This window comes from Klebsiella sp. JN_Kp121, assembly GCF_040062145.1.
GTDB classification, from domain to species: domain Bacteria; phylum Pseudomonadota; class Gammaproteobacteria; order Enterobacterales; family Enterobacteriaceae; genus Klebsiella; species Klebsiella aerogenes.
Window position 1 is genome coordinate 30,890 of record NZ_JBEAHX010000029.1, and the last position, 26,543, is coordinate 57,432.

At 55.8% G+C, this 26,543-nt stretch carries 26 protein-coding genes; 13 read left to right on the forward strand and 13 right to left on the reverse strand.

Annotation, left to right across the window (positions count from 1 at the left end; translation table 11 throughout):
* Window positions 1-13 precede the first annotated feature (13 nt).
* The 3 genes from ABLU86_RS19990 to ABLU86_RS20000 form a co-directional block, all read right to left on the reverse strand.
* Window positions 14-1,159, reverse strand: coding sequence for an amidase family protein (locus ABLU86_RS19990; protein ID WP_348796376.1), 1,146 nt, complete (start codon window positions 1,157-1,159; stop codon window positions 14-16).
* A 347-nt stretch (window positions 1,160-1,506) separates the two neighbouring features.
* Window positions 1,507-1,977 (reverse strand): MarR family transcriptional regulator, encoded by a 471-nt coding sequence (locus ABLU86_RS19995; RefSeq protein WP_015369893.1) that lies wholly within the window; start codon window positions 1,975-1,977, stop codon window positions 1,507-1,509.
* Between the two features lie 162 nt (window positions 1,978-2,139).
* Window positions 2,140-2,646, reverse strand: coding sequence for a MarR family transcriptional regulator (locus tag ABLU86_RS20000; protein ID WP_020078023.1), 507 nt, complete (start codon window positions 2,644-2,646; stop codon window positions 2,140-2,142).
* Window positions 2,647-2,726: 80 nt separating this feature from the next.
* Here ABLU86_RS20000 and ABLU86_RS20005 point away from each other — a divergent pair, with 80 nt between their 5' ends.
* Window positions 2,727-3,593 (forward strand): EamA family transporter, encoded by an 867-nt coding sequence (locus ABLU86_RS20005; RefSeq protein ID WP_015703345.1) that lies wholly within the window; start codon window positions 2,727-2,729, stop codon window positions 3,591-3,593.
* 112 nt (window positions 3,594-3,705) lie between these two features.
* On the opposite strand, the gene ABLU86_RS20010 is transcribed toward ABLU86_RS20005, so the two are convergent.
* Complete coding sequence (locus ABLU86_RS20010) at window positions 3,706-3,918, reverse strand: YdgH/BhsA/McbA-like domain containing protein (RefSeq protein ID WP_015369896.1); 213 nt, start codon at window positions 3,916-3,918, stop codon at window positions 3,706-3,708.
* A gap of 369 nt (window positions 3,919-4,287) precedes the next feature.
* Here ABLU86_RS20010 and ABLU86_RS20015 point away from each other — a divergent pair, with 369 nt between their 5' ends.
* Window positions 4,288-4,605 carry an antibiotic biosynthesis monooxygenase gene (locus tag ABLU86_RS20015; protein WP_142689278.1) on the forward strand — a complete coding sequence of 106 codons (318 nt, stop codon included), beginning with the start codon at window positions 4,288-4,290 and terminating at the stop codon, window positions 4,603-4,605.
* 21 nt (window positions 4,606-4,626) lie between these two features.
* Window positions 4,627-5,328 (forward strand): winged helix-turn-helix domain-containing protein, encoded by a 702-nt coding sequence (locus tag ABLU86_RS20020; RefSeq protein WP_015369898.1) that lies wholly within the window; start codon window positions 4,627-4,629, stop codon window positions 5,326-5,328.
* A gap of 21 nt (window positions 5,329-5,349) precedes the next feature.
* Here ABLU86_RS20020 and ABLU86_RS20025 read toward each other — a convergent pair whose 3' ends face one another.
* From ABLU86_RS20025 to ABLU86_RS20045, 5 genes are all read right to left on the reverse strand, one after another.
* Window positions 5,350-5,940: a helix-turn-helix transcriptional regulator gene (locus ABLU86_RS20025; protein WP_015703343.1), complete on the reverse strand. Its 591-nt coding sequence runs from the start codon at window positions 5,938-5,940 to the stop codon at window positions 5,350-5,352.
* The gene (locus ABLU86_RS20030; protein WP_015369900.1) at window positions 5,940-6,644 is read right to left on the reverse strand and encodes a hypothetical protein; all 705 of its coding nucleotides are present in this window, start codon (window positions 6,642-6,644) and stop codon (window positions 5,940-5,942) included. The genes ABLU86_RS20025 and ABLU86_RS20030 overlap by 1 nt, the downstream gene beginning before the upstream one ends.
* A 400-nt stretch (window positions 6,645-7,044) precedes the next feature.
* Window positions 7,045-7,911, reverse strand: a complete 867-nt coding sequence (locus ABLU86_RS20035) for an aldo/keto reductase family oxidoreductase (RefSeq protein ID WP_348796375.1) — start codon at window positions 7,909-7,911, stop codon at window positions 7,045-7,047.
* A 115-nt stretch (window positions 7,912-8,026) separates the two neighbouring features.
* The gene (locus tag ABLU86_RS20040) at window positions 8,027-9,256 is read right to left on the reverse strand and encodes an amino acid permease (protein ID WP_015369902.1); all 1,230 of its coding nucleotides are present in this window, start codon (window positions 9,254-9,256) and stop codon (window positions 8,027-8,029) included.
* A 139-nt stretch (window positions 9,257-9,395) separates the two neighbouring features.
* Window positions 9,396-9,857 (reverse strand): multidrug/biocide efflux PACE transporter, encoded by a 462-nt coding sequence (locus ABLU86_RS20045; protein WP_015369903.1) that lies wholly within the window; start codon window positions 9,855-9,857, stop codon window positions 9,396-9,398.
* Window positions 9,858-9,959: 102 nt separating this feature from the next.
* Between ABLU86_RS20045 and ABLU86_RS20050 the strand changes: the two genes are divergently transcribed.
* The 4 genes from ABLU86_RS20050 to ABLU86_RS20065 all read left to right on the forward strand — a co-directional run bounded on the left by ABLU86_RS20050 (window position 9,960) and on the right by ABLU86_RS20065 (window position 14,966).
* Complete coding sequence (locus ABLU86_RS20050) at window positions 9,960-10,835, forward strand: LysR family transcriptional regulator (protein WP_020078028.1); 876 nt, start codon at window positions 9,960-9,962, stop codon at window positions 10,833-10,835.
* 111 nt (window positions 10,836-10,946) lie between these two features.
* Window positions 10,947-12,125, forward strand: coding sequence for an acetyl-CoA C-acetyltransferase (locus ABLU86_RS20055; protein WP_015369905.1), 1,179 nt, complete (start codon window positions 10,947-10,949; stop codon window positions 12,123-12,125).
* 366 nt (window positions 12,126-12,491) lie between these two features.
* A complete protein-coding gene (gene kduD, locus ABLU86_RS20060; protein WP_015703339.1) occupies window positions 12,492-13,253 on the forward strand; it encodes a 2-dehydro-3-deoxy-D-gluconate 5-dehydrogenase KduD in 762 nt (253 codons plus the stop codon).
* A 294-nt stretch (window positions 13,254-13,547) separates the two neighbouring features.
* Entirely contained in the window at window positions 13,548-14,966 is a 1,419-nt protein-coding gene (locus ABLU86_RS20065; protein ID WP_015369908.1) for a sugar porter family MFS transporter, read from the forward strand.
* On the opposite strand, the gene ABLU86_RS20070 is transcribed toward ABLU86_RS20065, so the two are convergent.
* Window positions 14,967-15,962, reverse strand: coding sequence for a LacI family DNA-binding transcriptional regulator (locus tag ABLU86_RS20070; protein ID WP_015369909.1), 996 nt, complete (start codon window positions 15,960-15,962; stop codon window positions 14,967-14,969).
* Window positions 15,963-16,185: 223 nt separating this feature from the next.
* Between ABLU86_RS20070 and ABLU86_RS20075 the strand changes: the two genes are divergently transcribed.
* The 4 genes from ABLU86_RS20075 (at window position 16,186) to ABLU86_RS20090 (ending at window position 21,113) form a co-directional block, all read left to right on the forward strand.
* Window positions 16,186-17,427, forward strand: a complete 1,242-nt coding sequence (locus ABLU86_RS20075; protein WP_015369910.1) for an MFS transporter — start codon at window positions 16,186-16,188, stop codon at window positions 17,425-17,427.
* Between the two features lie 18 nt (window positions 17,428-17,445).
* Window positions 17,446-18,876, forward strand: coding sequence for a glycoside hydrolase family 32 protein (locus ABLU86_RS20080; protein ID WP_048229795.1), 1,431 nt, complete (start codon window positions 17,446-17,448; stop codon window positions 18,874-18,876).
* Window positions 18,877-18,985: 109 nt separating this feature from the next.
* A complete protein-coding gene (locus ABLU86_RS20085; RefSeq protein ID WP_063402483.1) occupies window positions 18,986-20,341 on the forward strand; it encodes a carbohydrate porin in 1,356 nt (451 codons plus the stop codon).
* 79 nt (window positions 20,342-20,420) lie between these two features.
* On the forward strand, window positions 20,421-21,113 hold the full coding sequence (locus tag ABLU86_RS20090) for an aspartate/glutamate racemase (RefSeq protein WP_046883046.1): 693 nt from the start codon (window positions 20,421-20,423) through the stop codon (window positions 21,111-21,113).
* Here the strand turns inward: ABLU86_RS20090 and ABLU86_RS20095 are convergent.
* On the reverse strand, window positions 21,100-22,026 hold the full coding sequence (locus ABLU86_RS20095; RefSeq protein ID WP_046883045.1) for a LysR family transcriptional regulator: 927 nt from the start codon (window positions 22,024-22,026) through the stop codon (window positions 21,100-21,102). The two genes, ABLU86_RS20090 and ABLU86_RS20095, sit on opposite strands and share 14 nt — an antisense overlap.
* A 136-nt stretch (window positions 22,027-22,162) precedes the next feature.
* Between ABLU86_RS20095 and lysA the strand changes: the two genes are divergently transcribed.
* Window positions 22,163-23,425, forward strand: coding sequence for a diaminopimelate decarboxylase (lysA, locus tag ABLU86_RS20100; protein WP_015369915.1), 1,263 nt, complete (start codon window positions 22,163-22,165; stop codon window positions 23,423-23,425).
* Here the strand turns inward: lysA and ABLU86_RS20105 are convergent.
* Window positions 23,418-24,419: a LacI family DNA-binding transcriptional regulator gene (locus ABLU86_RS20105; protein ID WP_161798777.1), complete on the reverse strand. Its 1,002-nt coding sequence runs from the start codon at window positions 24,417-24,419 to the stop codon at window positions 23,418-23,420. The genes lysA and ABLU86_RS20105 overlap by 8 nt on opposite strands.
* A 196-nt stretch (window positions 24,420-24,615) precedes the next feature.
* On the opposite strand from ABLU86_RS20105, the gene ABLU86_RS20110 reads away from it, so the two are divergent.
* Complete coding sequence (locus ABLU86_RS20110) at window positions 24,616-25,095, forward strand: GNAT family N-acetyltransferase (RefSeq protein WP_348796374.1); 480 nt, start codon at window positions 24,616-24,618, stop codon at window positions 25,093-25,095.
* Here the strand turns inward: ABLU86_RS20110 and galR are convergent.
* Complete coding sequence (gene galR, locus ABLU86_RS20115; protein WP_015703331.1) at window positions 25,056-26,072, reverse strand: HTH-type transcriptional regulator GalR; 1,017 nt, start codon at window positions 26,070-26,072, stop codon at window positions 25,056-25,058. The genes ABLU86_RS20110 and galR overlap by 40 nt on opposite strands.
* Window positions 26,073-26,543: the final 471 nt, after the last annotated feature.

The window sequence follows — 26,543 nt, forward strand, 5'->3', positions numbered from 1 at the left end:
AAGTACGGTTTTATTATTTTAATTTTTCCAGCAAATACTCAGCGTAATTAAGTAAATCGAACTCTTTATTTTTATTGGCGACTAATTGCAGCGCCACCGGGCGATGATTAATTTCGCCAAGCGGCAGGCTCAGGGCCGGATGGCCGCTTAAATTAAATGGGCGCACCAGACGAGTCAGGTTGACCACCTTGAGCGGATCCGCCGCTTCTTCCAGCGTTGGCGGACATTCCGGCAGGGTCGGCAGCAGAATCAGCGGTGTTTTCGCCAACTGGGCGTCCACCGCGGCGCTAAATTGTTGACGCACGCTTTCCGCAGCCCGCCGCTGCTGAGGGCCGATTTCCGCGCCGGCGCGGATCCGCTGGGCGACGTCCGGCGCCAGATTCGGCGCGTTGATGATGCTGTGAAACGCCAGCCAGTTTTCCTGGCTTATCACCGTAAGCCCGGCCTGATGCGCCTCGTTGAACCCCGGTAGTTCAGCGCGAGTCCATGCCAGGCCCGCTTGCTGCAGACGTGAGACGATCAGTTGCTCAATTTCCGGCGTTGCCGTGCCTGCCAGGTAACTCAGTGCGGGCGCTTCCCGGCGCGCAGGAGGAGCCGGTTCCCTCAGCGCTTTTGCCAGCGCCTGACGCAATGTGGCGATATCGCGGGCGAACAGGCCGACGCAGTCTAGTGAACTTTCCGTCGGCATGACGCCTGCGCGGCTCAGACGGCCAAAGCTCGGCTTCAGGCCAGCCACGCCGCAGCAGGCCGCGGGCATCCGCACCGAGCCGCCGGTATCGGTGCCGACGGCGAAGTCGACTTCACCGGCCGCGACCACGGCGGCAGAGCCGCTGGACGAACCGCCGGGGATTAACTGCGGATAATGCGGATTGCGTGGCGTACCGCTATGCGGGTTGATGCCGGTGACGCCAAAGGCCAGCTCGTGCAGGGTGGTTTTTCCGCGCAGCTGACAGCCGTTATCCAGCAGCGCCTCGACTACGGCGGCATGGCGGACGGCGGGCGGCGCATCCTGCAATACCGGGCTGCCGGCGCGGGTCGGAAAACCGGCAATATCGAGACTGTCTTTAACCGCAAACGTCAGCTCGCCTTCGCCAAGGGTGAAGCGCGAGATAAACCCGGATTCTGCGTTTTCTGCCTCTGTACGATGTTCAGTAACCATGTTTCACATCTCCGTGAGGGGGATAATTACCGCGCGAAATGACTAAAAAACGACCCGCTGGCGTTTGAGGTAATCTTGTCAGTAAAACTTGAAATTTCAAGTAATTTGTCACCTGTTTTTTACATCGTAATTGACGATAAGATGATGCTATGAAAGAGAGGTTGTTTTTTAACTTATTGATTTAAATCATTAAATATTGGTGTTTAAATTTTAATCTCTTGAAGGGCGTCACAAAAATAAATGAAAAATATAAGTTAAAAAAATGATAAAAAAGTGTGCGAAAAACGCAGGGGAGGGCAAAACAAAATGAATAACCATTTAAAGTAAATGGTTATTTTCGCAGAGGATCAGTCATCGAGGTTGTGCAGAATGAGCGCCAGCACCTGATTCATCTTTTTTTCCTGCGCTGGGGTGACGCCCTTGAAGGCTTTAGCAAACACGGTTTCCGCTAATGCCCGGGCTTCGGCAACCTTGGCTTCACCGGCGGCAGTGAGTTCCGCTTCGGTGACCCGGCCATCGCTGACGCTAACGTGGGTCGTGAGCAGGCCATCATCGCGCAGACGGCCAACAATTTTGGTCACCGTCGGCATCTTACTAACGGCATATTCGGTGATCCGCGAAATACTAGCGCGGTGGTATTGGTGCACCAGCATCAGTACGCGGAAGCGGGAAAGGTCGATGTCGATTTTTTTGAGCTCGATTTCCATTAATTGGGTATAACGGGCGTAAACGTTAACCACCCAGAAGAAGGGGAACTCTTCTTTATGAAAGCGGCTTTCGTGGCTCTCTGGCGGGGTCGAAGAGTGAGTCTTATCCACAAGCATCTCCTTGCCTGATGACGATAGAATGTGCAGATGGTATGCGCATTTAGCGGTTATTGCAAAACGCAGTACTGCGAAAACCATGCGCTATGATGCCGGGAGGATGGCCTCTTTGTTAGCCGCGCGTTGTTCATCGTAGCAACCGCCTGTCGCCGGAGGTCACTCATTCTCCAGCAGACGCATAAATACCCGTAGCGCCTCGTCTAACTGCTGAAGTTGGGTCTCTGAAAGCCCCGCCAGCAGTTGTTGCTCATTCGCCACGTGGGTGGCAACCGCCTCATCGATCAGCGCTCGTCCCTCTGGCGTTAACGCGACCAGCATGCTGCGGGCATCCTGAGGATTTGCTAAGCGGGTAATCAACCCTCGTTTTTCCAGCGCCTTGAGGCGATGGGTCATCGTGCCGGAGGTAATCATCAGTGTCGAAAAGAGCTGGGTCGGCGACAGCACGAATGGCTCGCCGGCGCGGCGCAGCGTCGCCAGCATGTCGAACTCCCAACGTACCAGCCCATGTTTAACAAATGCCGCCTCCACCCGCGGCTCCAGCAGCATGGCGCAGCGCTTGAGGCGGCCAATCGGCCCCATTGGGCTGCAATCCAGATCCGGGCGCTCGCGCTGCCATTGGGCGAGAATGCGGTCAACGGCATCCGTTGGTGGTAATTTGTCCATGTGTGCTCACTTGTCTTGATATCAAGATATTTATCGATACATACTTGCTGCACAATTTAACTTGATATGAAGATAAAATCATGGCCTTTTTTACTCGTCATCTGGCGGTCGATCTGCTGCTGACCGCGCTGGCTCCCGCCATCTGGGGAACCACTTATATCGTCACTTCGCAATTCTTGCCGCCGGACCGTCCTTTTATCGCCGCGCTGTTGCGCGTGTTGCCCGCCGGGATTGCGTTGTTACTGTGGAGCCGCCAGTTTCCGCAGCGCGGTGAGTGGTGGAAGCTGATCATTACCGGAATATTAAATATCGGCGCCTTTCAGGCGCTGCTGTTTATCGCCGCCTACCGCTTGCCCGGCGGGCTGGCGGCGGTGATCGGCGCGATTCAGCCGCTGCTGGTGATGCTGCTGGCCTGGTGCGTGGATCGCCAGCGTTCGCCGTGGCTGGCGGTGGTTTCCGCCTGCGCCGGGATCATCGGTATGGCGATGTTGCTGCTTTCTCCGCGCACGGTGCTGGATTCGTTAGGTATCGGCGCCGCTTTTCTTGGCGCCGTCAGTATGGCGCTGGGCACCTGGCTGTCGCGGCGCTGGGCGCTATCGTTGCCGGTTGTGGCGATGACCGGCTGGCAATTGTTGATAGGCGGGATCGTGTTACTGCCCATCGCGCTGCTGGTGGACCCGCCGTTGCACAACATCACCCCATTACAGGCGGCAGGTTATGTCTGGCTGTGTGTGGCCGGAGCGATGCTGGCGTATGGATTATGGTTCCGAGGTATCAGCCGATTGTCGCCGGTGGCGGTATCGGCAATGAGCCTGCTAAGTCCGGTGACGGCGGTGCTGCTGGGGTGGATCTTTCTCGGGCAGAAAATTGAGGGGATGGCGCTGGCGGGCCTTATTGTAGTGCTGGCGAGTGTGCTCTCTATTCAGCGCGCGCTGGCGAAACGTTGACGCGAAAAAGCCCCATAAAGGGGCTCGACATTGCCGTGTTTTTTTACGTGGCGGGAGCCAGACCAGCCGTCCTGAGACGACCTGTCCGGCAGCTCCCTCTGCGACCATTCGGTTATTTAGACAGTTCCGCCGTCATGTGTACCTGATTACCGGTATAGGCTTCGGTAATGTGGTAAGAGGCGCCCTGATCTTTAGCGATAGCAGCGATTTTTGCTTCTGCGTTGTCTAGGGTATCAGAGGTCACGCTCACCGGGTGAGCCGCGAAGCTTGCGAAAGAAACCAGAGACAGCATACCAGCAGCAGCAAGTAATTTTACGTTTTTCATGGTGTTTATCCTTTTAACTTTTATGGTGGAAAGCGTTGTGCTTTCGATGGGTTTATAATAAGTCTGCTAACTATAACGTACGTTGCAAAAAGTGCGATTTAGATCACATTTTTATGACGGTTTGATGACTGTAAATGGGATTTTTATTGAAAAAAACTTTGAAAACAGAATGTTATATCTCATCTTCGAGAGTGCTTATTTCCGTTGACCCGCGTTTAGGTCTCAACAGAATTTCGCCTGGTATTGATTGTGTGAATGGTTTGGTGGTTTTTTGGCTTGTTGTGACGGCGATACTTCGCCCGCTGGCGAAGCATTGCTAGCCATCGGCGCGCTACAGTGCGGCTTCATTCATTGCTGGAGGAAAAAACCATGATTGCGGTACTCTTTGAAGCACAGGTCACGCCAGCGCAGCAGGAACGATACCTCGCGCTGGCGGCGCAGTTGAAACCGCTGCTGGAAACCATCGACGGCTTTATCGCCATCGAGCGTTTTCAAAGCCTCAGTGCGCCGGGAAAGATTTTGTCGCTGTCGTGGTGGCGGGACGAACAGTCGGTTGCAGCCTGGAAGCGCAATATTTGTCATCAGGCGGCGCAGCGGGAAGGGCGGGAGTCTATCTTTGTTGATTATCAGATTCGCGTGGCACAGGTACTGCGTGAATACCAGATGCAGAGTTCACGTTCTGCGTAACCAATATTAAGCGGAGGCAGTATGTTGCACCCTGCGGTTGTCATTGATGATGACGAAGCGCTGGCCGTCGCGATGGCGGCGGTTGCCTCGGCGATGGCTGACCCTTCACGAGTGAAGATACTCTGCGCGCTAATGGATGGCCGGGCATGGACGGCGACTGAGCTCTCCGGCGCGGCGGATATTTCGCCGTCGACCGCCAGCGCTCACCTTAGCCGTCTGGTCAACAGTCGCTTACTGATCTGCCTGGCGCAAGGGCGACATCGCTACTATCGGCTGGCGGGCGGCGATGTCGCCGGATTGCTGGAAAATATGATGACCATGGCGGGCAAAAGCGCAGTGCCGCTGACCACGCGAACGCCGGGAACGCTGCGTATGGCGCGTACCTGCTACGATCATCTGGCGGGTGAAGTGGCCGTCGCCATCTATGATTTTCTGCAGCAGCAAGCGTGGCTCACGGCAAATGGCACCGCGCTTACCGCGGCGGGGGAGGCGCATTTCGCCCGCTTAGGTATTACGTGCGATAGCGGATCCCGCCGCAAAGTATGCTGCGCCTGCCTCGACTGGAGCGAGCGCCGTTTTCATCTGGGCGGTGCCGCGGGCGCTGCCCTGCTGCAGTGGGGCGTGCAAAAAGGTTGGTTTATGCCGGTCCCGGGCTATCGCGAAGTGACAATCAGCGAGCCTGGGAAGCGAGCGCTGCGTCAGCACTTTGGCCTGGCGCTGTAGACCCGGCGACAGGATAGCCGTTCAGCAGTGATTCATATTGACGATTTGCTTATGCATCACCTGCGAGCTATTCATTCCCAGCTTTTTCATAATGTGAATGCGGTGGCTGTGTACCGTCTTATGATCGATATTCAGCAGCGAGGCAATTCGCTTGTTGTTATTGCAGGCGATAATAAGTTCCAGTACCTGCAGCTCTCTGGCGGTCAGCTTTCGCTGCGTGCGCAAATACCGGGTCTGCGGAGTTTCATCCTGCGTTCTGGTAATTGCCGAAAATGCGTCTAAAGAAGATTTTTCCGTCAGGATTAACAGGTTTTCCAGATCGATTAATTCCCGGCACAGATTGGCGATATCGCTTTTTACCATCAATACCAACAGTGTACAGCGCGAGAAATGAAAGCGCAGTTTGTTGAGTAATACGACCGTATCGGCGGCGGATATATCCTTGTGGATCATATTGAAGATCACCGTCTCAGCCAGGGGCGCGACGCCCCCTTGCACGATGTCCTGATAACTGGCCTGGGTGATATCCTGGTGAATATCGCTCAGATAATCATGAATAGATTGGCCAATGATATTGTCGTCAGTGTACAGCAAGATATTGTTCAAGGGCATTAAACTCTCTTCTTACGCTTGGCTTCCAGAATCAAATCGATCAGCGTTTTTTCTATTTTCTTCCTGTCATCGCTGCGGCGGAACTTAAACTGGCAGGAAATCTGATAGTAGTTTTCCGGACTCTTTTCTTCGCTATCCAGCGTGACCATCGCCACGTTCTTGATAATCAGATCAACGGTGATTTCGCCATATTCAGCCAGAGACAGAATGGCGTTTTTCAGCGTTGAGTTGTTGGCAAGGAATTTCAGATTTGGACTTTGCGCAATCAGCGCGCAGCCACCATCTGAAATATCTTTGATATCAAAAGCATAGTTTTCGCCATTTTTATGGCGCCCATGACAAAAGAAATCATTCTCATCGCGTAAACGAAATCGCGGATCTCGTCGTCTTTGTACAACCTGGATGCATTCCGGTAACGCAAATGCCACCTTATTGCTATTCTCCGCGCCGCCAGCGGAATTCTTCTGCCGCTGGGAGGTGAACTCGATCTTTCCTGAATCACTATGCAGAATAAATTTGAATTTATTCCCCGCAGGGATTTTGCTATCGCTCTGGATATGGAATTCGGCAAAATCTACACGCGCAATCTGAGTACTGATGCTTTTGTTATTAAAGAAAATTTCTATCTCTGTTTGCTTTCTCTGTTCCTCTCTGAAAATAGCAATGATTTCATACTTACTGGTTTTTATCGTTCCCTCTATCATGGGTAATCCTTGTTGAATCGTTACTGTGCATAGTTAATTTTTTTTACAGCAATAGCGACATACTGATTATGTTAACCAGATGTTTTTGTGAACGTTCGATGATATTGACTATCTTTGTAGCCAAATTGATTTGTATAAACGTCGAAGCCGATATTGTTTTTTCCTGTAATCAAGAGTGTTAACAAAAACCATGGAACAATACAAACGACAACAGCCTCCCAATTAGGAGGCCTAAGAAATAACGTAACTCAATGCAATTTATAAGGTTATTTCCTCGACGAGGAATCAGCATAACCCGATTTGTAGGATATATAGTGCCAGCAGAGATGGCCTAATTCCAGCTTAATATTAAGGGGATAGCCCTTCACGGCAAACGCCGTAAAGGGGGGAGTTGACGCCATCAACCGCTGATGCTATCCAGCTTCGCCAGTGCTCCGGCGGGGAGGGTAAGCGTTGCAGCGGCGAGATTTTCCCGTAAATGCGCCACCGATGAGGTGCCCGGAATCAGCAAAATATTCGGCGAGCGCTGCAGTAACCACGCCAGCGCCACCTGCATCGGCGTGGCGTCGAGCATGGCGGCAACCTCGTTAAGCTCTTGCGCCTGTAGCGGCGTAAAACCGCCCAGCGGGAAGAACGGCACGTAGGCGATGTTTTGCTGCGCCAGCGCGTCGATTAACGCGTCGTCACCGCGGTTAGCGATGTTGTACTGGTTTTGCACGCAGACGATGGGCGTCAGCTTCTGCGCATCGGCAACCTGTCTGGCGGTGACGTTACTCAGACCGATGTGACGTATCAGACCGCGGGCTTTTAGTTCCAGTAAGGTCGTTAGCGGTTCCTCCAGCGAACCCTCCACCGGGCCGTGGGTGCCGAGCATGCTGCGCAGATTGACCACCTCCAGCCTCTCCAGGCCGAGGTTACGCAGGTTATCTTCGACGGCCTGGGTGAGTTCCGCCGGCGACATCGCTGGTAGCCAATTGCCTTTCTCATCGCGGCGGGCGCTGACCTTGGTGACGATACACAAGTCGTCGCTATAGGGATGCAGCGCCTGACGAATTAGCTGATTGGTGATATGCGGGCCGTAGAAATCTGAGGTATCGATATGATTCACCCCGGCGGCGACGGCTTCTTGCAGAACGCGAATGGCGGCGCCGGGATCTTTTGGCGGCCCGAACACGCCGGGGCCGGCGAGCTGCATGGCGCCGTATCCAAGCCGGTAAACCTGACGGTCGCCTAAGGTCATGACCCCGGATAATGTTACGCTGGACATAATGACTCCCTCCGATGATAGGCAAGGAGTAAGTGTAATCCCGTCAGGGAGAAGCGATGGGCGAGAATGTTGGCAGAACGTGCGGCGACGCTGAAGGCGTCGTCGCGAGAGCGATTTAACTGAAGAACATCACCGAGACGCAGAGCAGGCCGACGATTAAGGTAATGAGATTACCCAGCGAACGGTAGGGCTTGAGCGCCGGAATGATATACGTCGACAACGTCGGCATGATGAACAGAATCATGGCGATAAGCGGGCCGCTGATGGCGTAAATCATCGAGATGGCGTTCGGATTGATAAAGCAGACGATAAAGGTCAGCGCCGAGACCAGCATAATCGACATGGCGCGGTTAAAGGCGCGGCTCTTACGAATGCCGAGCTGGCCGAGCGAGGTTTTAACGATTTCGCTGGCGCCTTCGATCACCCCAAAATAGGTGCCGAGGAACGATTTCGACATCGCGACCACCGCGACGATAATGCCGGTCACTGCAAGCCAGCCCGGCGCGCCCGGCGCCATGGAGAGCGCAGAGAGAATCGTCACCCCTTCATTACGCGCGGCTTCGATGTACGGCAGCGGAATGGACAGCAGGCAACTGAAGACAAAAAACAGCACGCTGGCGCAGATGATGGTGTAGGCCACCTTCATGATTTTTTTGCATTTACCCATGGCCAGCTCACCATATTTCTCCTGCTGATCGATAGCGAAGGTCGAAATAATCGGCGTATGGCTAAAAGCGAAAACCATCACGGGAATCGAGATCCAGATTTGGTGCCAGGTCTTTGCGTTCAGCTGCATCTGACTGGTGAGGTGTTCCGGTTGCCAGCTGCCAATCAGGTAGATGGAGAGGAACAGGAAACAGCCAATCAGCGGGAAGACGAGGAATCCCATCACTTTGATGGTCATATGACGCCCCATCAGGAAGATCAGATTCAGTACCAGCACCACGGCGAGGCTCAGCAGAGCGCGTACGCCAGGAGTCATCGCCACGTGTCTCGCCAGTTGTTCAGCCAGCGAATTAGTGATTGCCACGGCGTAGATCAGGATCACTACGAAGAAGGCGAGAAAGTACAGGCTGGTGATCAGATTGCCGACTTTTTTGCCGTAGTAATGATTGACCGCGCCGGTGATCCCTTCACCGGCCGCCACTTTGGCCGACAGGATGAATTGACACAGCGCTTTGTGCGGCCAGTAGGTTAACGGCCAGGCAACCAAAGCGGTAAGGAACAGCACGATGGCGCCGGCCGAACCGAGTTGAATCGGCAGGAATAGGGTGCCGGCGCCTACGGCAGTGCCATATAGAGCAAAACTCCATAGAGTTTCTTCTTTAGACCAAATTTTAGACATTATGCGAATTTATCAACCGTATAACCCAAAAAAAGGAGTGCAATTTACCACATTTATGAATCGTTTGCGGTGATAGTTTTCGGCGATAAATAAACCTGCGGATCGCCAAAGGGTTAGGCGATCCGCGCGATCGAGAACGTTAACTATTCGGCAGACTCTGCGGCTGGCGATACTTCAGGACGCGCACGCGCAGCGTATCCCACGCCCAGTTAAAGAACATGGTGTAGGGCAGGAAGAACAGCATAAAGCCGATTTCCAGCATAAATGCCTGCACCAGCGACACGCCAAGCACCAGCGCGACGACGGTGACGCCGATGATGATAAAGCCGCACTCAAAGCCGATGGCGTGCAGCGCGCGCACCCGCAGCGTACGCGCCAGGCGTGAAACCGGCCACAGACGGTCGAAGGCGGCGTTATAGATCAGGTTCCAGACCATCGCCATGGTGGCGAGCAAAATGGCCAAGCCGCCCATTTCGACCACCGATCGTTGCATTAGCCAGGCGGCGGTGGGGGCCAGAATTAACGTGGCGAGACCTTCAAAGCTTACCGCGTGGAGTACGCGTTCCAGCAGTGTCTTACGCTGCAGGTGATTGGTTTTCATTTTTGGATACCTCTTGTCAGTTCTGTCATCCAGATTTACCCGGCATTTTATGGAAAAATGTGATAAACAAAAGATAGATTCCATCGATAAAGTAGATAGTTTATGCACTATTCTCCCGAAGCCCTCACCGCTTTTGTAGAAGCCGCCGCCAGCGGTTCGTTCTCCGCCGCCGCCCGGCGGATGCGTAAAAGCCAGTCCACCATCAGTACCGCGATTTCGAATCTTGAAACCGACCTGGGGTTGACTCTCTTCGATCGTTCCACTCGCCAGCCGACGCTAACCGCGCAGGGCGAGCAGGTGCTGGGCTATGTGAAAGCAATACTGGCCGCCAGTTCGCGGCTGGATGAGCTCGCCAGTTCGTTATCCGGCAATACCGAACCGCGGCTGACCTTCGTCTTGTCGGATACCCTGCACCCGGATGTACTGGAGGATTTGCTGGAACAGTTCGATCGGCGTTTTCCGCATACCGAGTTTGAATGTCTGATTGGCGAAGATGAAGACGTGGTGGATCTGCTGCAAAAAGAGCGCGCTCAGGTGGGGCTTATCGAAGCCCGGGACAGCTATCCGATGGAGATCGGCAGCATGCGCCTGCCGTTGCAAACGGCGATGGGGATTTATGTTGCGCCGGGGCATCCGCTGGCCGGTCAGGGACGGGTTTTCTGGGATGATCTGCACGGCTGGCGTGAACTGCGGCTTAGCACTTATCTTGAGAGCGCGCCGGATCCTTCGCGCGGCCAGGTATGGTCGGCGCCCAACTATTTGCTGCTGCTGAGTATGGCGGTGCAGGGCTTTGGCTGGTGTATTTTGCCCTGCGCGCTGGTGGAAGAGTTCGCCGGTAGCGGCAAGCTTAAAACGTTGAATATCGCCGGCTGGCCGCGGTCGATCTCGGTGGATCTGCTATGGAACAAGCGTACGCCGCTGGGGGAAGCGGGCAGCTGGCTGCGCCAACACCTTGAAGGGCAAGGCCGCGAGTCGTGATGGCGAACTTTGTGAACTTCCTCACTTTTTTTAAACAATTGCGAAATTTTTTGATAACAATTCTCTACTATAACGGCATCTATTGATGGTTCTTTGCGCAGAAGGTAAAGGATGAAAGATGTCGTGATCGTCGGCGCGTTGCGTACGCCTATCGGCTGTTTTCAGGGAACGCTGGCGCGTCACTCGGCGGTGGAATTGGGCAGCGTGGTGGTGAAGGCGTTAGTCGAGCGGAGCGGAATCGATCCGCAGTGCATTGATGAAGTGATCCTCGGTCAGGTGTTGACCGCGGGCACCGGGCAGAATCCGGCGCGTCAGTCGGCGATCCGCGGCGGGCTGCCGAATACCGTTTCGGCGATCACCATCAACGACGTTTGCGGCTCCGGGCTGAAAGCGCTGCACCTGGCGACCCAGGCCATCCAATGCGGCGAAGCGGATGTAGTGATCGCCGGCGGCCAGGAAAACATGAGCCGCGCGCCGCATGTGCTTACCGACAGCCGAACCGGCGCGCAGCTGGGCAATAGCCAGCTTATCGACAGCCTGGTGCATGATGGGCTGTGGGACGCTTTCAATGACTATCATATGGGCGTAACGGCGGAAAACCTGGCCCGGGAGTATGGGATCAGCCGTGAACTACAGGACGCCTGGGCGCTTAGCTCGCAGCAAAAAGCGCGGCGGGCGATAGACTCCGGGCGGTTTCGCGATGAAATCGTGCCGGTCGCCACCGAGCATAACGGCAGTCAACGGCTGGTGGATACCGACGAGCAGCCGCGGATGGATGCCAGCGCTGAAGGGTTAGCCAGCCTGATGCCCACCTTCGACCAGCTTGGGTCGGTGACCGCGGGTAATGCATCGAGTATTAACGATGGCGCGGCGGCGGTAATGATGATGAGCGAATCAAAGGCCCAGGAGCTGGGGCTGCCGATTCTGGCGCGCATTCGCGCCTTCGCCAGCGTCGGCGTCGATCCGGCGCTAATGGGTATCGCGCCGGTACATGCCACCCGGCGCTGCCTTGAGCGCGCGGGCTGGCAGCTGGATGAGGTTGACTTAATCGAAGCTAATGAAGCTTTTGCCGCCCAGGCGATCTCCGTTGGCAGAGTGCTGGAGTGGGATGAACGGCGGGTTAACGTTAACGGCGGGGCTATCGCCCTGGGGCATCCGATTGGCGCGTCCGGCTGCCGTATTCTGGTGTCGCTGGTACATGAAATGATCAAGCGCGATGCGCGTAAAGGGCTCGCGACGCTGTGTATCGGCGGCGGTCAGGGCGTTGCGCTGGCGGTGGAGCGCGCATAATACGATCTCGCGCCGTCTTCGGCGCGATGTCCAACTTCCTCGCCGATCTTCTTTTCTTCGTTTTTCTCTCCGATTTTCTCTCTTCGCGGTTATTTTTCAAAGATAACCTAACTCACTGTATTTATAGCTTTTGTACAGGTTGCTAGTTCCTGGCGATGTGATCCGTTTTGCGTTTTTATCATTTTTAATCATAAAAAATGAAACGTTGTTTTAATTGTCGTTGAAAATGATTTTTCAGCGGTCTACTATGTGACCATCAGCAAAACGGAACTCTGTTTTATTTTTATGATGGGGATGTTCCAGGAGTTCTTCTTAACCTCAGAACCTTGCCTGTGGTGAGCAGGCCGTGAAAGAAAGGAACCAGATATGATTCTTGATGCATTCTCTCTTCAGGGGAAAGTCGCGGTAGTGACCGGCTGCGACACCGGTTTAGGCCAGGGCATGGCGGTTGGGCTGGCGGAAGCGGGCTGCGATATCGTCGGTATTAATATCGTTGAGCCGACGGAAACCATCGAGCGCGTTACCGCGCTGGGGCGTCGTTTTTTGAGCCTCACCGCCGACCTGCGGCAGATAGATGGTATTCCGCAGTTGCTTGAGCGCGCGGTGGCGGAATTTGGCCACATCGATATTCTGGTCAATAACGCGGGGCTAATCCGCCGTCAGGATGCTATCGAATTCAGCGAGAAGGACTGGGATGACGTGATGAACCTGAACATCAAAAGCGTCTTTTTCATGTCTCAGGCCGCGGCGAAGCACTTCATCGCTCAGGGTAACGGCGGCAAGATCATCAATATTGCCTCCATGCTGTCGTTCCAGGGCGGGATCCGCGTGCCGTCCTACACCGCCTCGAAAAGCGGCGTCATGGGCGTAACTCGCCTGCTGGCCAATGAATGGGCAAAGCATAATATCAATGTTAACGCCATTGCCCCCGGCTACATGGCAACCAACAATACCCAGCAGTTACGCGCCGATGAACAGCGCAGCGCGGAAATTCTCGACCGTATCCCGGCCGGCCGCTGGGGCCTGCCGAGCGATTTAATGGGGCCGGTGGTGTTTCTCGCCTCCAGCGCATCCGATTACATCAACGGCTACACCGTGGCGGTAGATGGCGGTTGGCTGGCGCGCTAACAGACATAGTCGAACAACCCGCCAACCGGCGGGTTGTTATCTGAACAATGATCGTCCATATCATGAGGTTTAAATAATCCATACTCGTTAGTAATGGAAAATAAAATACTCGCCATTCATCAGGGTTGTTTTGACGATCGGACAGCATTTTTTGCATAAGATAAAGTTTAATGTCCATCACAAAAACAATGCTGCCAGCCGTTTTATCCATATCTTCGCCATCTCCCGCCTGACACCTTAGCCCTGCGATCCCGTACTTTCACTGCACGCATACTCTGTTGAGGCAGGAAAAAAATGACTTCATTGACCACCGATCCGGGTTTACTCCCCAATGCGCAGCGCAACACCCGGCGCATGAACCAGTTTGTCTCCATTGCCGCCGCGGTGGCGGGTTTGTTATTCGGCCTTGATATCGGCGTGATTGCCGGGGCGCTACCTTTCATCACCGATCATTTCGTTTTATCCAGCCGTCTGCAGGAGTGGGTGGTCAGCAGTATGATGCTGGGCGCGGCGATCGGCGCGCTGTTCAACGGCTGGCTCTCTTTCCGTCTTGGCCGTAAATACAGTTTGATGGTTGGCGCGGTGCTATTTGTGGCGGGCTCTATCGGCTCGGCATTCGCCACCAGCGTCGAGATGCTGCTGGCGGCGCGTATTGTCCTTGGCGTCGCCGTCGGTATCGCCTCTTATACCGCGCCGCTCTATCTTTCTGAAATGGCAAGCGAAAACGTTCGCGGCAAGATGATCAGCATGTATCAGTTGATGGTCACCCTTGGCATCGTGCTGGCCTTCTTATCCGATACCGCCTTCAGCTACAGCGGCAACTGGCGGGCGATGCTTGGCGTGCTGGCGCTGCCGGCGGTATTGCTGATTATCCTGGTGGTGTTCCTGCCTAACAGTCCGCGCTGGCTGGCGGAAAAAGGCCGCCATATCGAGGCCGAAGAAGTGCTGCGCATGCTGCGCGATACCTCGGAAAAGGCGCGCGATGAGCTGAATGAAATCCGCGAAAGCCTGAAGCTCAAGCAGGGCGGCTGGGCGCTGTTCAAAGTGAACCGCAACGTGCGTCGGGCGGTATTCCTTGGCATGTTATTGCAGGCGATGCAGCAGTTTACCGGCATGAATATCATCATGTATTACGCGCCGCGGATCTTCAAAATGGCCGGCTTTACCACCACCGAGCAGCAGATGATCGCCACGCTGGTGGTCGGCCTGACCTTCATGTTCGCCACCTTTATCGCGGTGTTTACCGTTGATAAGGCCGGGCGTAAACCGGCATTGAAAATCGGCTTTAGCGTGATGGCGTTGGGCACCCTGGTGCTGGGCTACTGCCTGATGCAGTTTGATAACGGTACCGCCGGCAGCGGCCTCTCCTGGCTATCGGTGGGAATGACCATGATGTGTATTGCCGGATACGCGATGAGCGCCGCTCCTGTTGTGTGGATCCTCTGCTCTGAGATCCAGCCGCTGAAATGCCGCGACTTCGGCATCACCTGTTCGACCACCACCAACTGGGTGTCGAACATGATTATTGGCGCGACCTTCCTGACGCTGTTGGACGCGATTGGCGCGGCAGGCACGTTCTGGCTCTATACCGCGCTGAACGTGGCGTTTATCGGCGTGACCTTCTGGCTAATCCCGGAAACCAAAAACGTGACGCTGGAGCACATCGAACGCAAGCTGATGTCCGGGGAAAAGCTGCGTAACATCGGCAACTGATCACACGGATTCGCGCGGCAGCCACGGGCTGGGAACCTTAATGGTATCCCGATGGCTGTCGCCGTTAATAATATGCAGGGCGCTCAGGCGGCCAATTTCATAATGCGGTAACTGCACCGTTGACAGCGGCGGCAGGAACAGATCGCCAATCCCCACCATGTTGTCATAACCCACCACCGCCACATCTTCAGGGATTCGCAAGCCCTGCGCCAGCAACGTCTGGTAGACCATAAAAGCGATGCGATCGTTACCGCACACTACGGAATCAAACCGCGGTTTACCTTGATCAATATGGGCCAGCAACTGGCCGGGAATATCGCGATAGTGTTCGTCACCGTAGGTCATATAGCAGTGATCGAGCGTATCCGGATCGACCTGCGCCTCACGGCAGGCGCGTTCCATCCCCTGTCGGCGGCGTATCGTCGCCAGATGCCTGGCCGGAAGATGCAAACAGAGCGGGCGGCGATAGCCGGCGGCCAGCAGCGCTTTCACCGCGTCGTACTGGCCTTGCTCATCATCCGGAATATAGCTGGCGACGTTCTCGTTCAGGCTTTCGCAGTTGGCCAGCACGCAGGGCAGCGTCAACAATTTCGCCGGTAGCGGAACCTGGCGTAGCCCCATGGTGGTGTAAATGATGCCGTCCGGGCGGTGGGAAAGCAGCAGGTCAAGGATGGCATCTGGATTGTCATCCGAGAACATGTTAACCACAAAGCTGTTCCAGCCGTGGGCCCGCGCCGTCTCTTCGATAGAGAGCGTTATCTCTACCGAGAATGGAGTGGTCACCGTATCCAGCGCCAGCACGCCGATGGTGCTCGGCGTTGCCCGGGCGCCGCGAATTTTCTTCGCCGACAGGTCGGGGACGTAATTGGTCTGTTCGATAGCCGCCTGTACGCGGGCGAGCGTTTCCGCCTTCAGGCGCTCCGGGCTGTTCAGCGCGCGGGATACCGTCATCAGTGAGACGTTGGCTAGCTTCGCTACATCTTTCAGGGATGCCATGGTGATTACTCCGGTATACAACTAAGTCGCTGATGTAAAAGGATCATACGATAGTCTATCCCAGCCTGATGGTGAAGCATGGCGAGGAATAGTTGATCGCGATCTCATCTCCATTATGTTAACGTTAACTTTTGTGATTAACATCATGAATCGTCACAAAACCAGATGAGAGATGTTTTTTGTTAACGTTACCATTTGCGCATTACTCCAACACGAGAATGTCATGATGAAGATGCATCACTCTCACAGCTACCCCTTACTCAGTGCCTTACTGTTTTTCTTTTTTGTTACCTGGTCTTCTTCCGGCTCGCTGCTTTCCATCTGGCTACATCAGGAAGTGGGGCTGAAAGCTGGGGATACCGGCATTATCTACGCGGTGCTGTCGGTCTCGGCGCTATTCGCCCAGATTTGCTACGGCTTTATCCAGGATAAACTGGGGCTGCGCAAAAATTTACTCTGGTATATCACCGTCTTACTGATCCTTTCCGGCCCGGCCTATCTGCTGTTTGGCTATCTGCTGAAAATCAACGTGCTGCTTGGCAGTATTTTTGGCGGCATCTATATCGGCCTGACCTTTAACGGCGGCATTGGCGTGCTGGAGTCCTATACCGAGCGCGTAGCGCGGCAAAGCCAGTTTGAATTCGGCAAAGCGCGGATGTGGGGATCGCTGGGCTGGGCGGTGGCGACCTTTTTCGCCGGGCTGCTGTTCAACATTAACCCACAGCTGAACTTCGCCGTCGCCAGCTGTTCTGGTCTGGTTTTCTTCATGCTGCTGGCGCGGCTTAAGGTCTCTTCAGCGCCGCACGCCATGCAGGAGGCGGTCAGTGGCGGTAAAGTCACGCTGGAAGACGCGCTGCGCCTGCTGACGCTGCCGCGCTTTTGGGCGCTGGTGTTTTTCGTCGTTGGCACCTGTATTTACGGCGTTTACGACCAGCAGTTCCCGGTCTACTTCTCCTCGCAGTTCGCCACGCTCCATGAAGGGAACGCCATGTATGGCTATCTCAACTCCTTCCAGGTGTTCCTCGAAGCGGCGGGAATGTTCTGCGCCCCGTGGCTGGTCAATCGCATCGGCGCGAAAAACGGCCTGATCTTCGCCGGTATGGTGATGGCGATGCGCATGGTGGCCTCCGGGCTGGTGGAAGGCCCTGTTCTGATCTCGATTACGAAACTGCTGCACGCCGTGGAATTGCCGGTGCTGCTGGTGTCCATCTTCAAATACAACAGCCTGAACTTTGATAAACGCCTTTCTTCCACCCTGTACCTGGTTGGTTTCGCCTGCACCAGTTCGGTCATCGCCACCGTACTGTCGCCGCTGGCGGGCTATAGCTACGAAAAATACGGCTTCGCCGACTCCTATTTGATCATGGGACTGCTGGTGTTCTGCACCACCTTCATCTCCATCTTCCTGCTGCGATCCAATAAGCCCTCTTCGGATTCGCTCATGTCGCAGCCATCCACTATCTGACTGAAAAGAGAAATGAATATGATCTATTCCATTAGTAACGCGGAGCGGGAACTGCAGGCGAAAAGCGTGGATCTCAACCCGCGCTGGTATCCGCGTTATCACCTGGCGGGCCGTGCCGGTTGGATCAACGACCCCAACGGGCTGGTATGGTTCGACGGCTGGTACCACGCGTTTTATCAGCACCACCCGTATTCAAACCAGTGGGGGCCGATGCACTGGGGACATGCGCGCAGCAAGGACCTTGTGCAGTGGGAACACCTGCCGGTGGCGCTGGCGCCGGAAGGGCCGGAAGATAAAGACGGCTGCTTCTCCGGCTCGGCGGTGGTTGATGGCGATACGCTGGCGCTCATCTACACCGGCCATAAATTTCATGGCGATCCCGCGGATGAAAATAACCTGTACCAGGTGCAGTGCCTGGCGACCAGCCGCGACGGCATCCATTTTGAGCGCCAGGGGATGGTTATCGATACCCCGCCGGGGATGCACCATTTTCGCGACCCGAAAGTATGGCGTGAAGGTGAAAGCTGGTACATGGTGGTCGGCGCGCGGGTAGACGACGTCGGCCAGGTGCGGTTGTACCGTTCTGACGACCTGCGCCACTGGCAGGACGCCGGTATTCTTGCCCAGGCCGAAGCGGGGATGGGCTACATGTGGGAGTGCCCGGATTTCTTTGAACTCGATGGCAAGCGGGTGCTGATGTTCTCGCCGCAGGGGATGGCCGCGGACGGCTTTGCCCGGCGCAATTTATTCCAGAGCGGCTATCTGCTGGGGGACTGGCAGCCGGGGCAACCTTTTGTCCGCGAAGAGGCGTTTGTCGAACTCGACAGCGGTCACGATTTCTATGCGCCGCAAAGCTTCCTCACCCCCGATGGCCGACGAATTGTGATCGGCTGGCTGGATATGTGGGAGTCGCCGCTGCCGGAGCAGCAGGACGGTTGGGCCGGCATGCTGTCGCTGCCGCGTGAGTTAAGCCTCGGCGCTGATAATCGGCTGTTGATGCGCCCGGCAAAAGAGGTGGAAGTCCTGCGCCGCGACTGGTTCCCGTGGCCGGTCAGTTCGTTGAAGAATCAGCAGCTGACGATGGTAGAGCATTGTGAAACCATGGAGGTCAATCTGCATTGGGATATGGCCAATAGCTGCGCCGAGCAATACGGTTTGAGCTTTGGCGAAGGGCTGAAGGTATATGTCGACAATCAGATGCAGCGTCTGGTGCTGGAGCGTCGCTATCCGCAATATGGTTTGTGCGGCACCCGCAGCGTTCCGTTACCAGCCGGTTCGGCGCTGAAGCTGCGGCTATTTTTCGATAGCTCATCCGTTGAGGTTTTCGTTAATGACGGCGAAGCCTGCCTCAGCAGCCGTATTTATCCTGATGCCAAGCGCCGGGAATTAGCTTTATTTTCCTGGAGTGGTAGTGCGGCATTAATTGATGGCGGAGCATGGAACCTCTAATTAAATAATCATTAACCTGAATAACCCGTAAGCAAACGCTGGCGGGTTATTTAATATTCACCAAAATAATAAAACAATACCTTTAATATATAATAAGCAGGGTCTAACGATGAATAAAATCTGGGTTGGATGTCTTATCTCGTCTTTATTTATTCCCGCCGCCGGCGCGCAGCAAACGCTTTCGCTTGAGGAGCGTCTGGCGCAGATGGAGCAGCGCTTAAAAGCCACCGAGCAGCGGGCGCAAAACGCCGAGGCGGAAATCCGCGAACTGAAGCAACAGGAGCGCGCGACGGCTAAAAGCAGCGCGCCTGCGCCCGCGACGGTTGCCGCGCCCGCGCTGGCGGTGAATAAAGATGTCGATTTAAAATTTTACGGTGATGTTGAATTTAATATGGATGGCGCCAGCCGAACCGGCAGCCTGACCTCGGTAAAAACCAGCACGAATAAGAACTGGGCGCCGGGGGATAAAGAGCGCTGGGATATTAATGGGCGTATTTTGTTAGGGTTTGATGGCTTACGCAAAGGCGCTAATGGTAAATATTCCGGCTTTAGCGTACAACCGCTGGCGGATATGACCGGGAAAATGAATCTTGATGATGCCGTATTTTTCTTTGGTCAGGAAAATGACTGGAAAATAAAAATCGGGCGCTTTGAAGCTTACGATATGTTCCCGCTGAATCAGGATACGTTTATTGAATATTCTGGTAATACCGCCAACGATCTCTATAGCGACGGTTACGGTTATATCTACATGATGAAAGAGGGGCGCGGGCGTAGCAGCAGCGGCGGTAATTTCCTGCTGAGCAAATACCTCGATAACTGGTACTTTGAGCTCAACACGCTGGTGGAAGACGGTAGCTCGCTGTTTGTCGATCAAAACTACCACGGCAACGCGCTCGAAAATCATAAAAACGTGGTCTATGTGCGGCCGGTGGCGGCCTGGCAGTCCGGACCGTGGTCAGTGGCGGCGGCGGTTGAGAGTAATCTGGTGAACAATGCCTATGGCTATCAAAACCAGAACGGACGCTGGGTCGATCAGTCCAGCCGTACCGGCTACGGCCTGACCATGAGCTGGAATACGCTGAAAACCGATGCCGAGGATGGCATGGTGGTGAATCTCAGCACCGCTTATCTGGACGCGGCGGATGAAGAGGATTTCAGCGCCGGTATCAACGCGCTGTGGCATCGCGTCGAGCTGGGATATATCTACGCGCACAACAAAATCGACCAGTTCAACATGGCGGGGGTCAGCGGCGAGTGCGATGGCGACTGCGCGATTCTGACGCCGGGCCGCTATGACATCCACACGATCCATGCCTCCTGGCAACTCCCGAATATCATGGATATGCCGAACTTTAATATTTATCTCGGCGCCTATGCCTCATGGCTGGATTCGTCGGCCCAGCAGAGCGGGAACGACGACGAACGCTACGGCGCGCGCGTGCGCTTTAAATATTTCTTCTGATGGGGTCGCCGCCCAACAGCAACAGTGGAAAGTTATCGGCAGGTTTGCTTCACTGGAGCAAACCATAAAGGAGCAGATAATGAAAACCATCGGCCTGCTGGGCGGCATGAGCTGGGAATCCACCATTCCCTATTACCGGTTAATTAATGAAGGCATTAAAGCGCGGCTCGGCGGCCTGCATTCCGCCAGCCTGTTGCTACATAGTGTTGATTTTCATGAGATTGAAGCCTGCCAGTCGGCAGGGGAGTGGGATCGCGCCGGCGAGATCCTCGCCGCGGCCGCGCTGGGGCTACAGCAGGCCGGCGCCGAGGGCATCGTGCTGTGCACCAACACCATGCATAAGGTGGCTGATGCGATTGAAGCCCGCTGCGAGGTGCCGTTCCTGCATATCGCTGACGCCACCGGGCGGGCTATCAGCGCTAAAGGCCAGCGTCGGGTCGCGCTATTGGGCACCCGCTACACCATGGAGCAGGATTTTTATCGCGGCCGTCTACAGCAGCAGTTTGCCATTGAGACGCTGATCCCGCAGGCTGACGATCGGGCGCGCATCAATCAAATTATTTTTGATGAGCTCTGCCTCGGCACCTTTAGCGACGCCTCGCGCGACTATTATCTGCAGGTCATCGAGGCGCTGGCGGCACAGGGGGCGGAAGGCGTTATCTTCGGCTGCACCGAAATCGGCCTGCTGGTACCGGAAACGAGTAGTCCGCTGCCGGTATTTGATACCGCGGCGATCCATGCCGCCGACGCGGTGGAATTTATGCTCTCTTAAGTACCGCCGCCAGCGGCTGTTCGATACGCGGCAGGCTGGTTTGCAGATGCTGGACAAAGGCGTCGACCAGCGCGGAACCGGGGCGATGTAGCGGGCGGATGAGGCTGACGGTAAAGGGCACATCGACGCTGAAGCGCCGCACCACCACGCCGCTCTCAGCGTAGTCGAGGGCGGTGAGCGGGTTAACCACCGAAATGCCCGCACCAGCGCGCACCAGCGCGCAGATCGACGCCGCGCTGTGGGTTTCAACCACCATCCGTCGTTTCACCTGGTGCTCCATAAATAGGGCATCAAGCAGCTGACGATAGCTGTCGGTGCGCGACAGGCTGATATAGTTTTCACCGTGGAAGTCGGCGGGGGCGAGTTCGGTTTTAACGGCCAGCGGGTGATTTTGTGGCAGCACGCAGACTTCATTTAAGGTCAGCAGCGGCGTGCGCTCGGTGCCGGCCGGCGTATGCAGCGTTTCCGTTAACCCCAAATCATGGCGCTGGGCGGACAGCCACTCCTCCAGCAGCGGCGACTCCTGCGGCACGATCTGCAGGCTGACGTCCGGATAGCGCGCCAGGAACGGCTGCAGCAGCAGCGGCAGAAATGACTGCGAAAAGACCGGCAGACAGGCTACCGACAGCTCCCCCTGGCGGAATTCGCGCAGGCTTTCCGCGGCGCTAACGATGCGATCCAGCCCGTACCATGAACGCTGTACTTCTTCAAACAGTCGCAGCCCTTGCACCGTCGGCTGCAGACGGCCGCGGGCGCGCTCAAACAGCTTTAAGCCGAGTACTTTCTCAAAACGCGCCAGCTCACGGCTGACCGTCGGCTGCGAGGTGTGCAGCATCCGCGCCGCTTCGGTCAGGTTGCCGGTGGTCATCACCGCGTGGAAAATCTCGATATGGCGTAAGTTGACGGCTGGCATGGGCGGCTCCCGGTTAGCATCAGATAGCCATATCATTTTTGCATAGACTCGCGATAAAACGATATTTTTTATTCTCTTCCCGCTGTGGCGTAATCGGAAAAAACATCGACAAACACACGTACGCACCGGAGTCCTTATGCCACGCTCGCTGAACGCCACCGATACCGATCTGACCGCCGACAATCTACTGCGCCTGCCCGCTGAGTTCGGCTGCCCGGTATGGGTCTATGACGCGCAGATTATCCGCCGCCAGATTGCCCAACTTAGCCAGTTTGACGTGGTGCGTTTTGCGCAGAAGGCCTGCTCCAATATTCATATTCTGCGTCTGATGCGCGAGCAGGGCGTGAAGGTGGATTCGGTGTCGCTTGGCGAGATCGAACGCGCGCTGGCGGCAGGTTACGATCCCGTGCAGCATCCGGACGATATCGTCTTTACCGCCGATCTGATCGATCGTGCGACCCTTGAGCGGGTGAAAGCATTACAGATCCCAGTGAATGCCGGATCCGTGGATATGCTTAGCCAACTGGGCGAAGTCTCGCCGGGTCACCGCGTCTGGCTACGCGTCAACCCGGGATTTGGTCATGGCCACAGCCAGAAGACCAATACCGGCGGCGAAAACAGCAAACACGGTATCTGGTTCAGCCAGCTGCCGCAGGCGCTGGAGGTGATTCGCCGCCATTCGCTACAGCTGGTCGGCATCCATATGCATATCGGCTCCGGCGTTGATTACGGTCATCTTGAGCAAGTATGCGGCGCGATGGTGCGCCAGGTGGTGGAGTTTGGTCAGGATCTGCAGGCGATCTCCGCCGGCGGCGGTTTATCGATCCCGTATCATGAAGGCGAAGAGGCGATCGATACCGATCACTATTTTGGCCTGTGGAATGCGGCGCGCGAGCAGATCGCCAAACATCTGGGGCATCCGGTAAAGCTGGAGATCGAACCGGGGCGTTTCCTGGTGGCGGAGTCCGGCGTGCTGGTATCGCAGGTGCGTAGCGTGAAAGAGATGGGCAGCCGCCACTTCGTGCTGATCGATGCCGGCTTTAACGATCTGATGCGCCCGGCCATGTACGGCAGTTATCATCATATTACCGCGCTGGCGGCGGACGGGCGCGACCTGAGCGGCGAACCGCAGCTGGAAACCGTGGTCGCGGGGCCGCTGTGCGAATCCGGCGACGTCTTTACCCAACAGGAGGGCGGTAAAGTGGAAACTCGCCTGCTGCCGGCGGTGGCGCCGGGCGATTACCTGGTGCTGCACGACACCGGCGCCTACGGCGCATCGATGTCTTCAAACTACAACAGCCGCCCGCTACTACCGGAAGTGCTGTTTGATAACGGCAGCGCGCGCCTGATTCGCCGTCGCCAGACCATTGAAGAACTGCTGGCGCTGGAGCTTATTTAAAGAATGGCCCCGTCGTCACCGATTCACGCAGTACCAGCGTACCGGTGAACGGCGGGATGGTTTCGATCGGCTGTTCGTTGGCGAGCTTAATCGCCTGGTCGATGGCGGTGGTGATCATATTGTCGATCGGCAGATAAACCGTTGATAATCCGGGCTCCAGCCACTTCGCGCTAGGAGCGTCGTCAAAGCCGAAGAGCGATACGTCCTGCGGAATGCGCAGCCCCGCCTGATGCAGCGCTTTCGAGGCGCCCAACGCCATATCATCGTTACAGGAGAACAGCGCGCTAAACGGCGTTTTCTCTTCTAATAATTCCCGACACAGCTCATAACCGCGGGTCATCGTTGAATCGCCGTACTTGACCCGCGCCGGTTCCCACGCAATTCCGTGCTTTTCCAGGGCGCTGCGGTAGCCCGCCAGGCGCGCTTTACCCGTTGGGGTATGCATCGGCACGGTCAGGCAGGCGATATCGCGGTGCCCCTGGGAGATCAGATAGTCGACGGCCTGAAACGCCGCTTCCTGCTGTTCGAAGAACACGCAGCGTTCCCGCGCCTGGCTAACGTCGCGGTTAATCACCACCAGCGGCGTTTCAATGGTCTCGATAAGCGACATGATTTTCTGTTCGCTCATATGGCGGGTGTAGAGCACGATGGCGTCGCACTGACGGTCGGCCAACATTTGTACCGCTTCTTCTTCTCGTTCGGGCGCATCGTGGCCGTCGGTGACGATAAGCTGTTTGCCCCAGGCTTCCGTTTGGCGCGACGCCTGTTGCAGCAAGCGGCCAAAGTAAAAACCGTCGAATGTCGATACCACCAGTCCAATGCTGTTGCTGGTGCGATTCGCCAGCGAGCGGGCGAGAAAATTAGGCCGGTAGCCCAGCTCTTCCATCGCTTTGAATACCTGTTGGCGGGTACTCTCTTTTACCTGACCTGTGCCGTTCAACACGCGGGAAACCGTCGCTTTCGAGACGCCTGCGCGTATTGAGACATCCAGCATTGTTGCCATTCGTCGATTCCTGATAACCGGTGATAGGGCGCAGTTTACCACAGTCATTCAGAGGGATATGAGCCTGACGACGGCAAAGACTATCGCGATCACGCTTTTTGCGGAAATCCTGTTGAAGGCATTTTCCGACCCCTGATGCGCGGGCGCGAGCGGCGCGCTAGAATTCATCGATTCACAGGGGGAAAAAATGCAGATTCAACCGTTGTACGCCGCGCCGCAGCATGGGCCGCAGGTGGCGGAGTGGTTATGGCAGGCTTTTGCCGGCGATGCCTTACCGCAGGTGTTTTTTAGCAGTATTGTTGAACATAGCCAAACGCCGGGGGCGCTGCCGCTGACCTTTATCGCCACCGATGGTGAGGCGCTGCTGGGTACCGTGGGGCTGTGGCGTTGCGATTTGATAAGCCGTCAGGATCTGTTTCCATGGATGGCGGCGCTGTTTGTCGCCGAAACGGCGCGCGGGCAGGGGCTGGCCGGGAAGCTGCAGCGGCACGTCATCGACTATGCCCGCCAGTGCGGTTATCCGCAGCTTTATCTCTATTCCGCCTGCCGCGATTTTTATGAGCGCTTTGGCTGGCGCTATATCGGCGAGGGCCTGGATTACCCGGCCACCGCCGTGAGCCTGTACCGCTATGACTTGTCACTTTCCGCGGGCGTTATCACCGAGTGACGGCGCACCAGCGTCGGGCTGAAGAGGTGAGTGATTTCCGGCGCCGGACGCTGTTCTGCTAGTGCCAGGGCCAGCTCCGCCGCCTGGGTCGCCATGGTGACGATTGGATAACGTACGGTGGTCAGGCGGGGGCGCACGTAGCGCGAGATCAGCACATCATCGAAGCCAATCAGCGAAATTTCCTGCGGCACCTCGATACCGTTATCGTTGAGCACCCCCATCGCGCCGGCGGCCATTGAATCGTTGTAACAGGCGACGGCGGTAAAGTTTCTGCCGCGGCCTAATAGCTCGGTCATCGCCAGCTCGCCGCCGCTTTCGTCAGGCTCGGCGAAGGTGACCAGCCGGTCATTGACGGCCAGGCCGCTCTCTTTCAGGGCATCGTAATAACCTTGCAGCCGGTCTTCGGCATCGGAAATCGCGTGGTTGGAGCAGATATAGCCAATGCGGCTGTGGCCCTGCTGAATCAGATGGCGCGTCGCCAGCCAGGCGCCGTAGCGGTCATCGAGCGCCACGCTGCGTTGCTCGAAACCCGGCACGATGCGGTTAATCAACACCATGCCGGGGATCTGTTTCATCAGCCCCGCCAGCTCATCGTCGGGGATCATTTTGGCGTGCACCACCAGCGCCGCGCAGCGGTGGCGAATGAGTTGTTCAATCGCCTGACGTTCCTTTTGTACGTTGTGGTAGCCGTTGCCGATAAGCAAAAAATTACCGGTGCTGTAGGCCACCTGCTCGACGGCTTTGACCATCGCGCCGAAGAAGGGATCGGAAACGTCGCCCACCACCAGGCCGATGGTTTCCGTTGACTGCTGCGCCAGCGCGCGGGCGTTGGCATTGGGGTGGTAGTTCAGGGTTTCCATCGCCGCCGTCACCGACTGACGAGAGGCTTCACTCGCTTTTGGCGAGTTGTTGATAACGCGTGAGACGGTAGCGACGGACACTCCTGCGAGTCGGGCTACATCCTTAATTGTCGCCATACCGGACCTTTTTTAGGGTAAGCGTTTACATAATAGTTATGTTACGGGAAAGCGCAGCGGATTCAAGGCTACCGCTATTCTGGTTGATACAAATGTGACGCAGACAGAGATTAGCAGTGACAAAGTTACACAGCACAATGCGTGGGATGCAACGGTGAAAAGAGAATTCTCATCTTTGCTTACACTTTGCGATTAGCTGTTGCGAATGTTCGCTGGTTTCGTTGAGTGATGCATTGATACTCTGGCTATCCCAGAGGTATTGATAGGTGGAGTCAACGTCATGTTGACCACTTAATTACACCAACCTGCGCAGATGCGCAGGTTTTTTTTTGCCTGTTATTCATGCTGTTACAGATAGCGAGAATCGTAATACCTGGTTGCACTTAGGCTCATTCCCTTGCGTTTTCGCGCTGGCGCGATCGCGGGTAAAAACGCGACAATCAGGGTCCCAGAGGTATTGATTGGTGAGTT

Bases quoted from the DNA above. Each gene is read 5' to 3' on its own strand.
- ABLU86_RS19990 (WP_348796376.1), bottom strand. From the start codon at position 1,159: ATGGTTACTGAACATCGTACAGAGGCAGAAAACGCAGAATCCGGGTTT.
- ABLU86_RS20000 (WP_020078023.1), bottom strand. From the start codon at position 2,646: ATGGACAAATTACCACCAACGGATGCCGTTGACCGCATTCTCGCCCAA.
- ABLU86_RS20005 (WP_015703345.1), top strand. From the start codon at position 2,727: ATGGCCTTTTTTACTCGTCATCTGGCGGTCGATCTGCTGCTGACCGCG.
- ABLU86_RS20010 (WP_015369896.1), bottom strand. From the start codon at position 3,918: ATGAAAAACGTAAAATTACTTGCTGCTGCTGGTATGCTGTCTCTGGTT.
- ABLU86_RS20015 (WP_142689278.1), top strand. From the start codon at position 4,288: ATGATTGCGGTACTCTTTGAAGCACAGGTCACGCCAGCGCAGCAGGAA.
- ABLU86_RS20020 (WP_015369898.1), top strand. From the start codon at position 4,627: ATGTTGCACCCTGCGGTTGTCATTGATGATGACGAAGCGCTGGCCGTC.
- ABLU86_RS20025 (WP_015703343.1), bottom strand. From the start codon at position 5,940: ATGCCCTTGAACAATATCTTGCTGTACACTGACGACAATATCATTGGC.
- ABLU86_RS20030 (WP_015369900.1), bottom strand. From the start codon at position 6,644: ATGATAGAGGGAACGATAAAAACCAGTAAGTATGAAATCATTGCTATT.
- ABLU86_RS20035 (WP_348796375.1), bottom strand. From the start codon at position 7,911: ATGTCCAGCGTAACATTATCCGGGGTCATGACCTTAGGCGACCGTCAG.
- ABLU86_RS20040 (WP_015369902.1), bottom strand. From the start codon at position 9,256: ATGTCTAAAATTTGGTCTAAAGAAGAAACTCTATGGAGTTTTGCTCTA.
- ABLU86_RS20045 (WP_015369903.1), bottom strand. From the start codon at position 9,857: ATGAAAACCAATCACCTGCAGCGTAAGACACTGCTGGAACGCGTACTC.
- ABLU86_RS20050 (WP_020078028.1), top strand. From the start codon at position 9,960: ATGCACTATTCTCCCGAAGCCCTCACCGCTTTTGTAGAAGCCGCCGCC.
- ABLU86_RS20055 (WP_015369905.1), top strand. From the start codon at position 10,947: ATGAAAGATGTCGTGATCGTCGGCGCGTTGCGTACGCCTATCGGCTGT.
- kduD (WP_015703339.1), top strand. From the start codon at position 12,492: ATGATTCTTGATGCATTCTCTCTTCAGGGGAAAGTCGCGGTAGTGACC.
- ABLU86_RS20065 (WP_015369908.1), top strand. From the start codon at position 13,548: ATGACTTCATTGACCACCGATCCGGGTTTACTCCCCAATGCGCAGCGC.
- ABLU86_RS20070 (WP_015369909.1), bottom strand. From the start codon at position 15,962: ATGGCATCCCTGAAAGATGTAGCGAAGCTAGCCAACGTCTCACTGATG.
- ABLU86_RS20075 (WP_015369910.1), top strand. From the start codon at position 16,186: ATGATGAAGATGCATCACTCTCACAGCTACCCCTTACTCAGTGCCTTA.
- ABLU86_RS20080 (WP_048229795.1), top strand. From the start codon at position 17,446: ATGATCTATTCCATTAGTAACGCGGAGCGGGAACTGCAGGCGAAAAGC.
- ABLU86_RS20085 (WP_063402483.1), top strand. From the start codon at position 18,986: ATGAATAAAATCTGGGTTGGATGTCTTATCTCGTCTTTATTTATTCCC.
- ABLU86_RS20090 (WP_046883046.1), top strand. From the start codon at position 20,421: ATGAAAACCATCGGCCTGCTGGGCGGCATGAGCTGGGAATCCACCATT.
- ABLU86_RS20095 (WP_046883045.1), bottom strand. From the start codon at position 22,026: ATGCCAGCCGTCAACTTACGCCATATCGAGATTTTCCACGCGGTGATG.
- lysA (WP_015369915.1), top strand. From the start codon at position 22,163: ATGCCACGCTCGCTGAACGCCACCGATACCGATCTGACCGCCGACAAT.
- ABLU86_RS20105 (WP_161798777.1), bottom strand. From the start codon at position 24,419: ATGCTGGATGTCTCAATACGCGCAGGCGTCTCGAAAGCGACGGTTTCC.
- ABLU86_RS20110 (WP_348796374.1), top strand. From the start codon at position 24,616: ATGCAGATTCAACCGTTGTACGCCGCGCCGCAGCATGGGCCGCAGGTG.
- galR (WP_015703331.1), bottom strand. From the start codon at position 26,072: ATGGCGACAATTAAGGATGTAGCCCGACTCGCAGGAGTGTCCGTCGCT.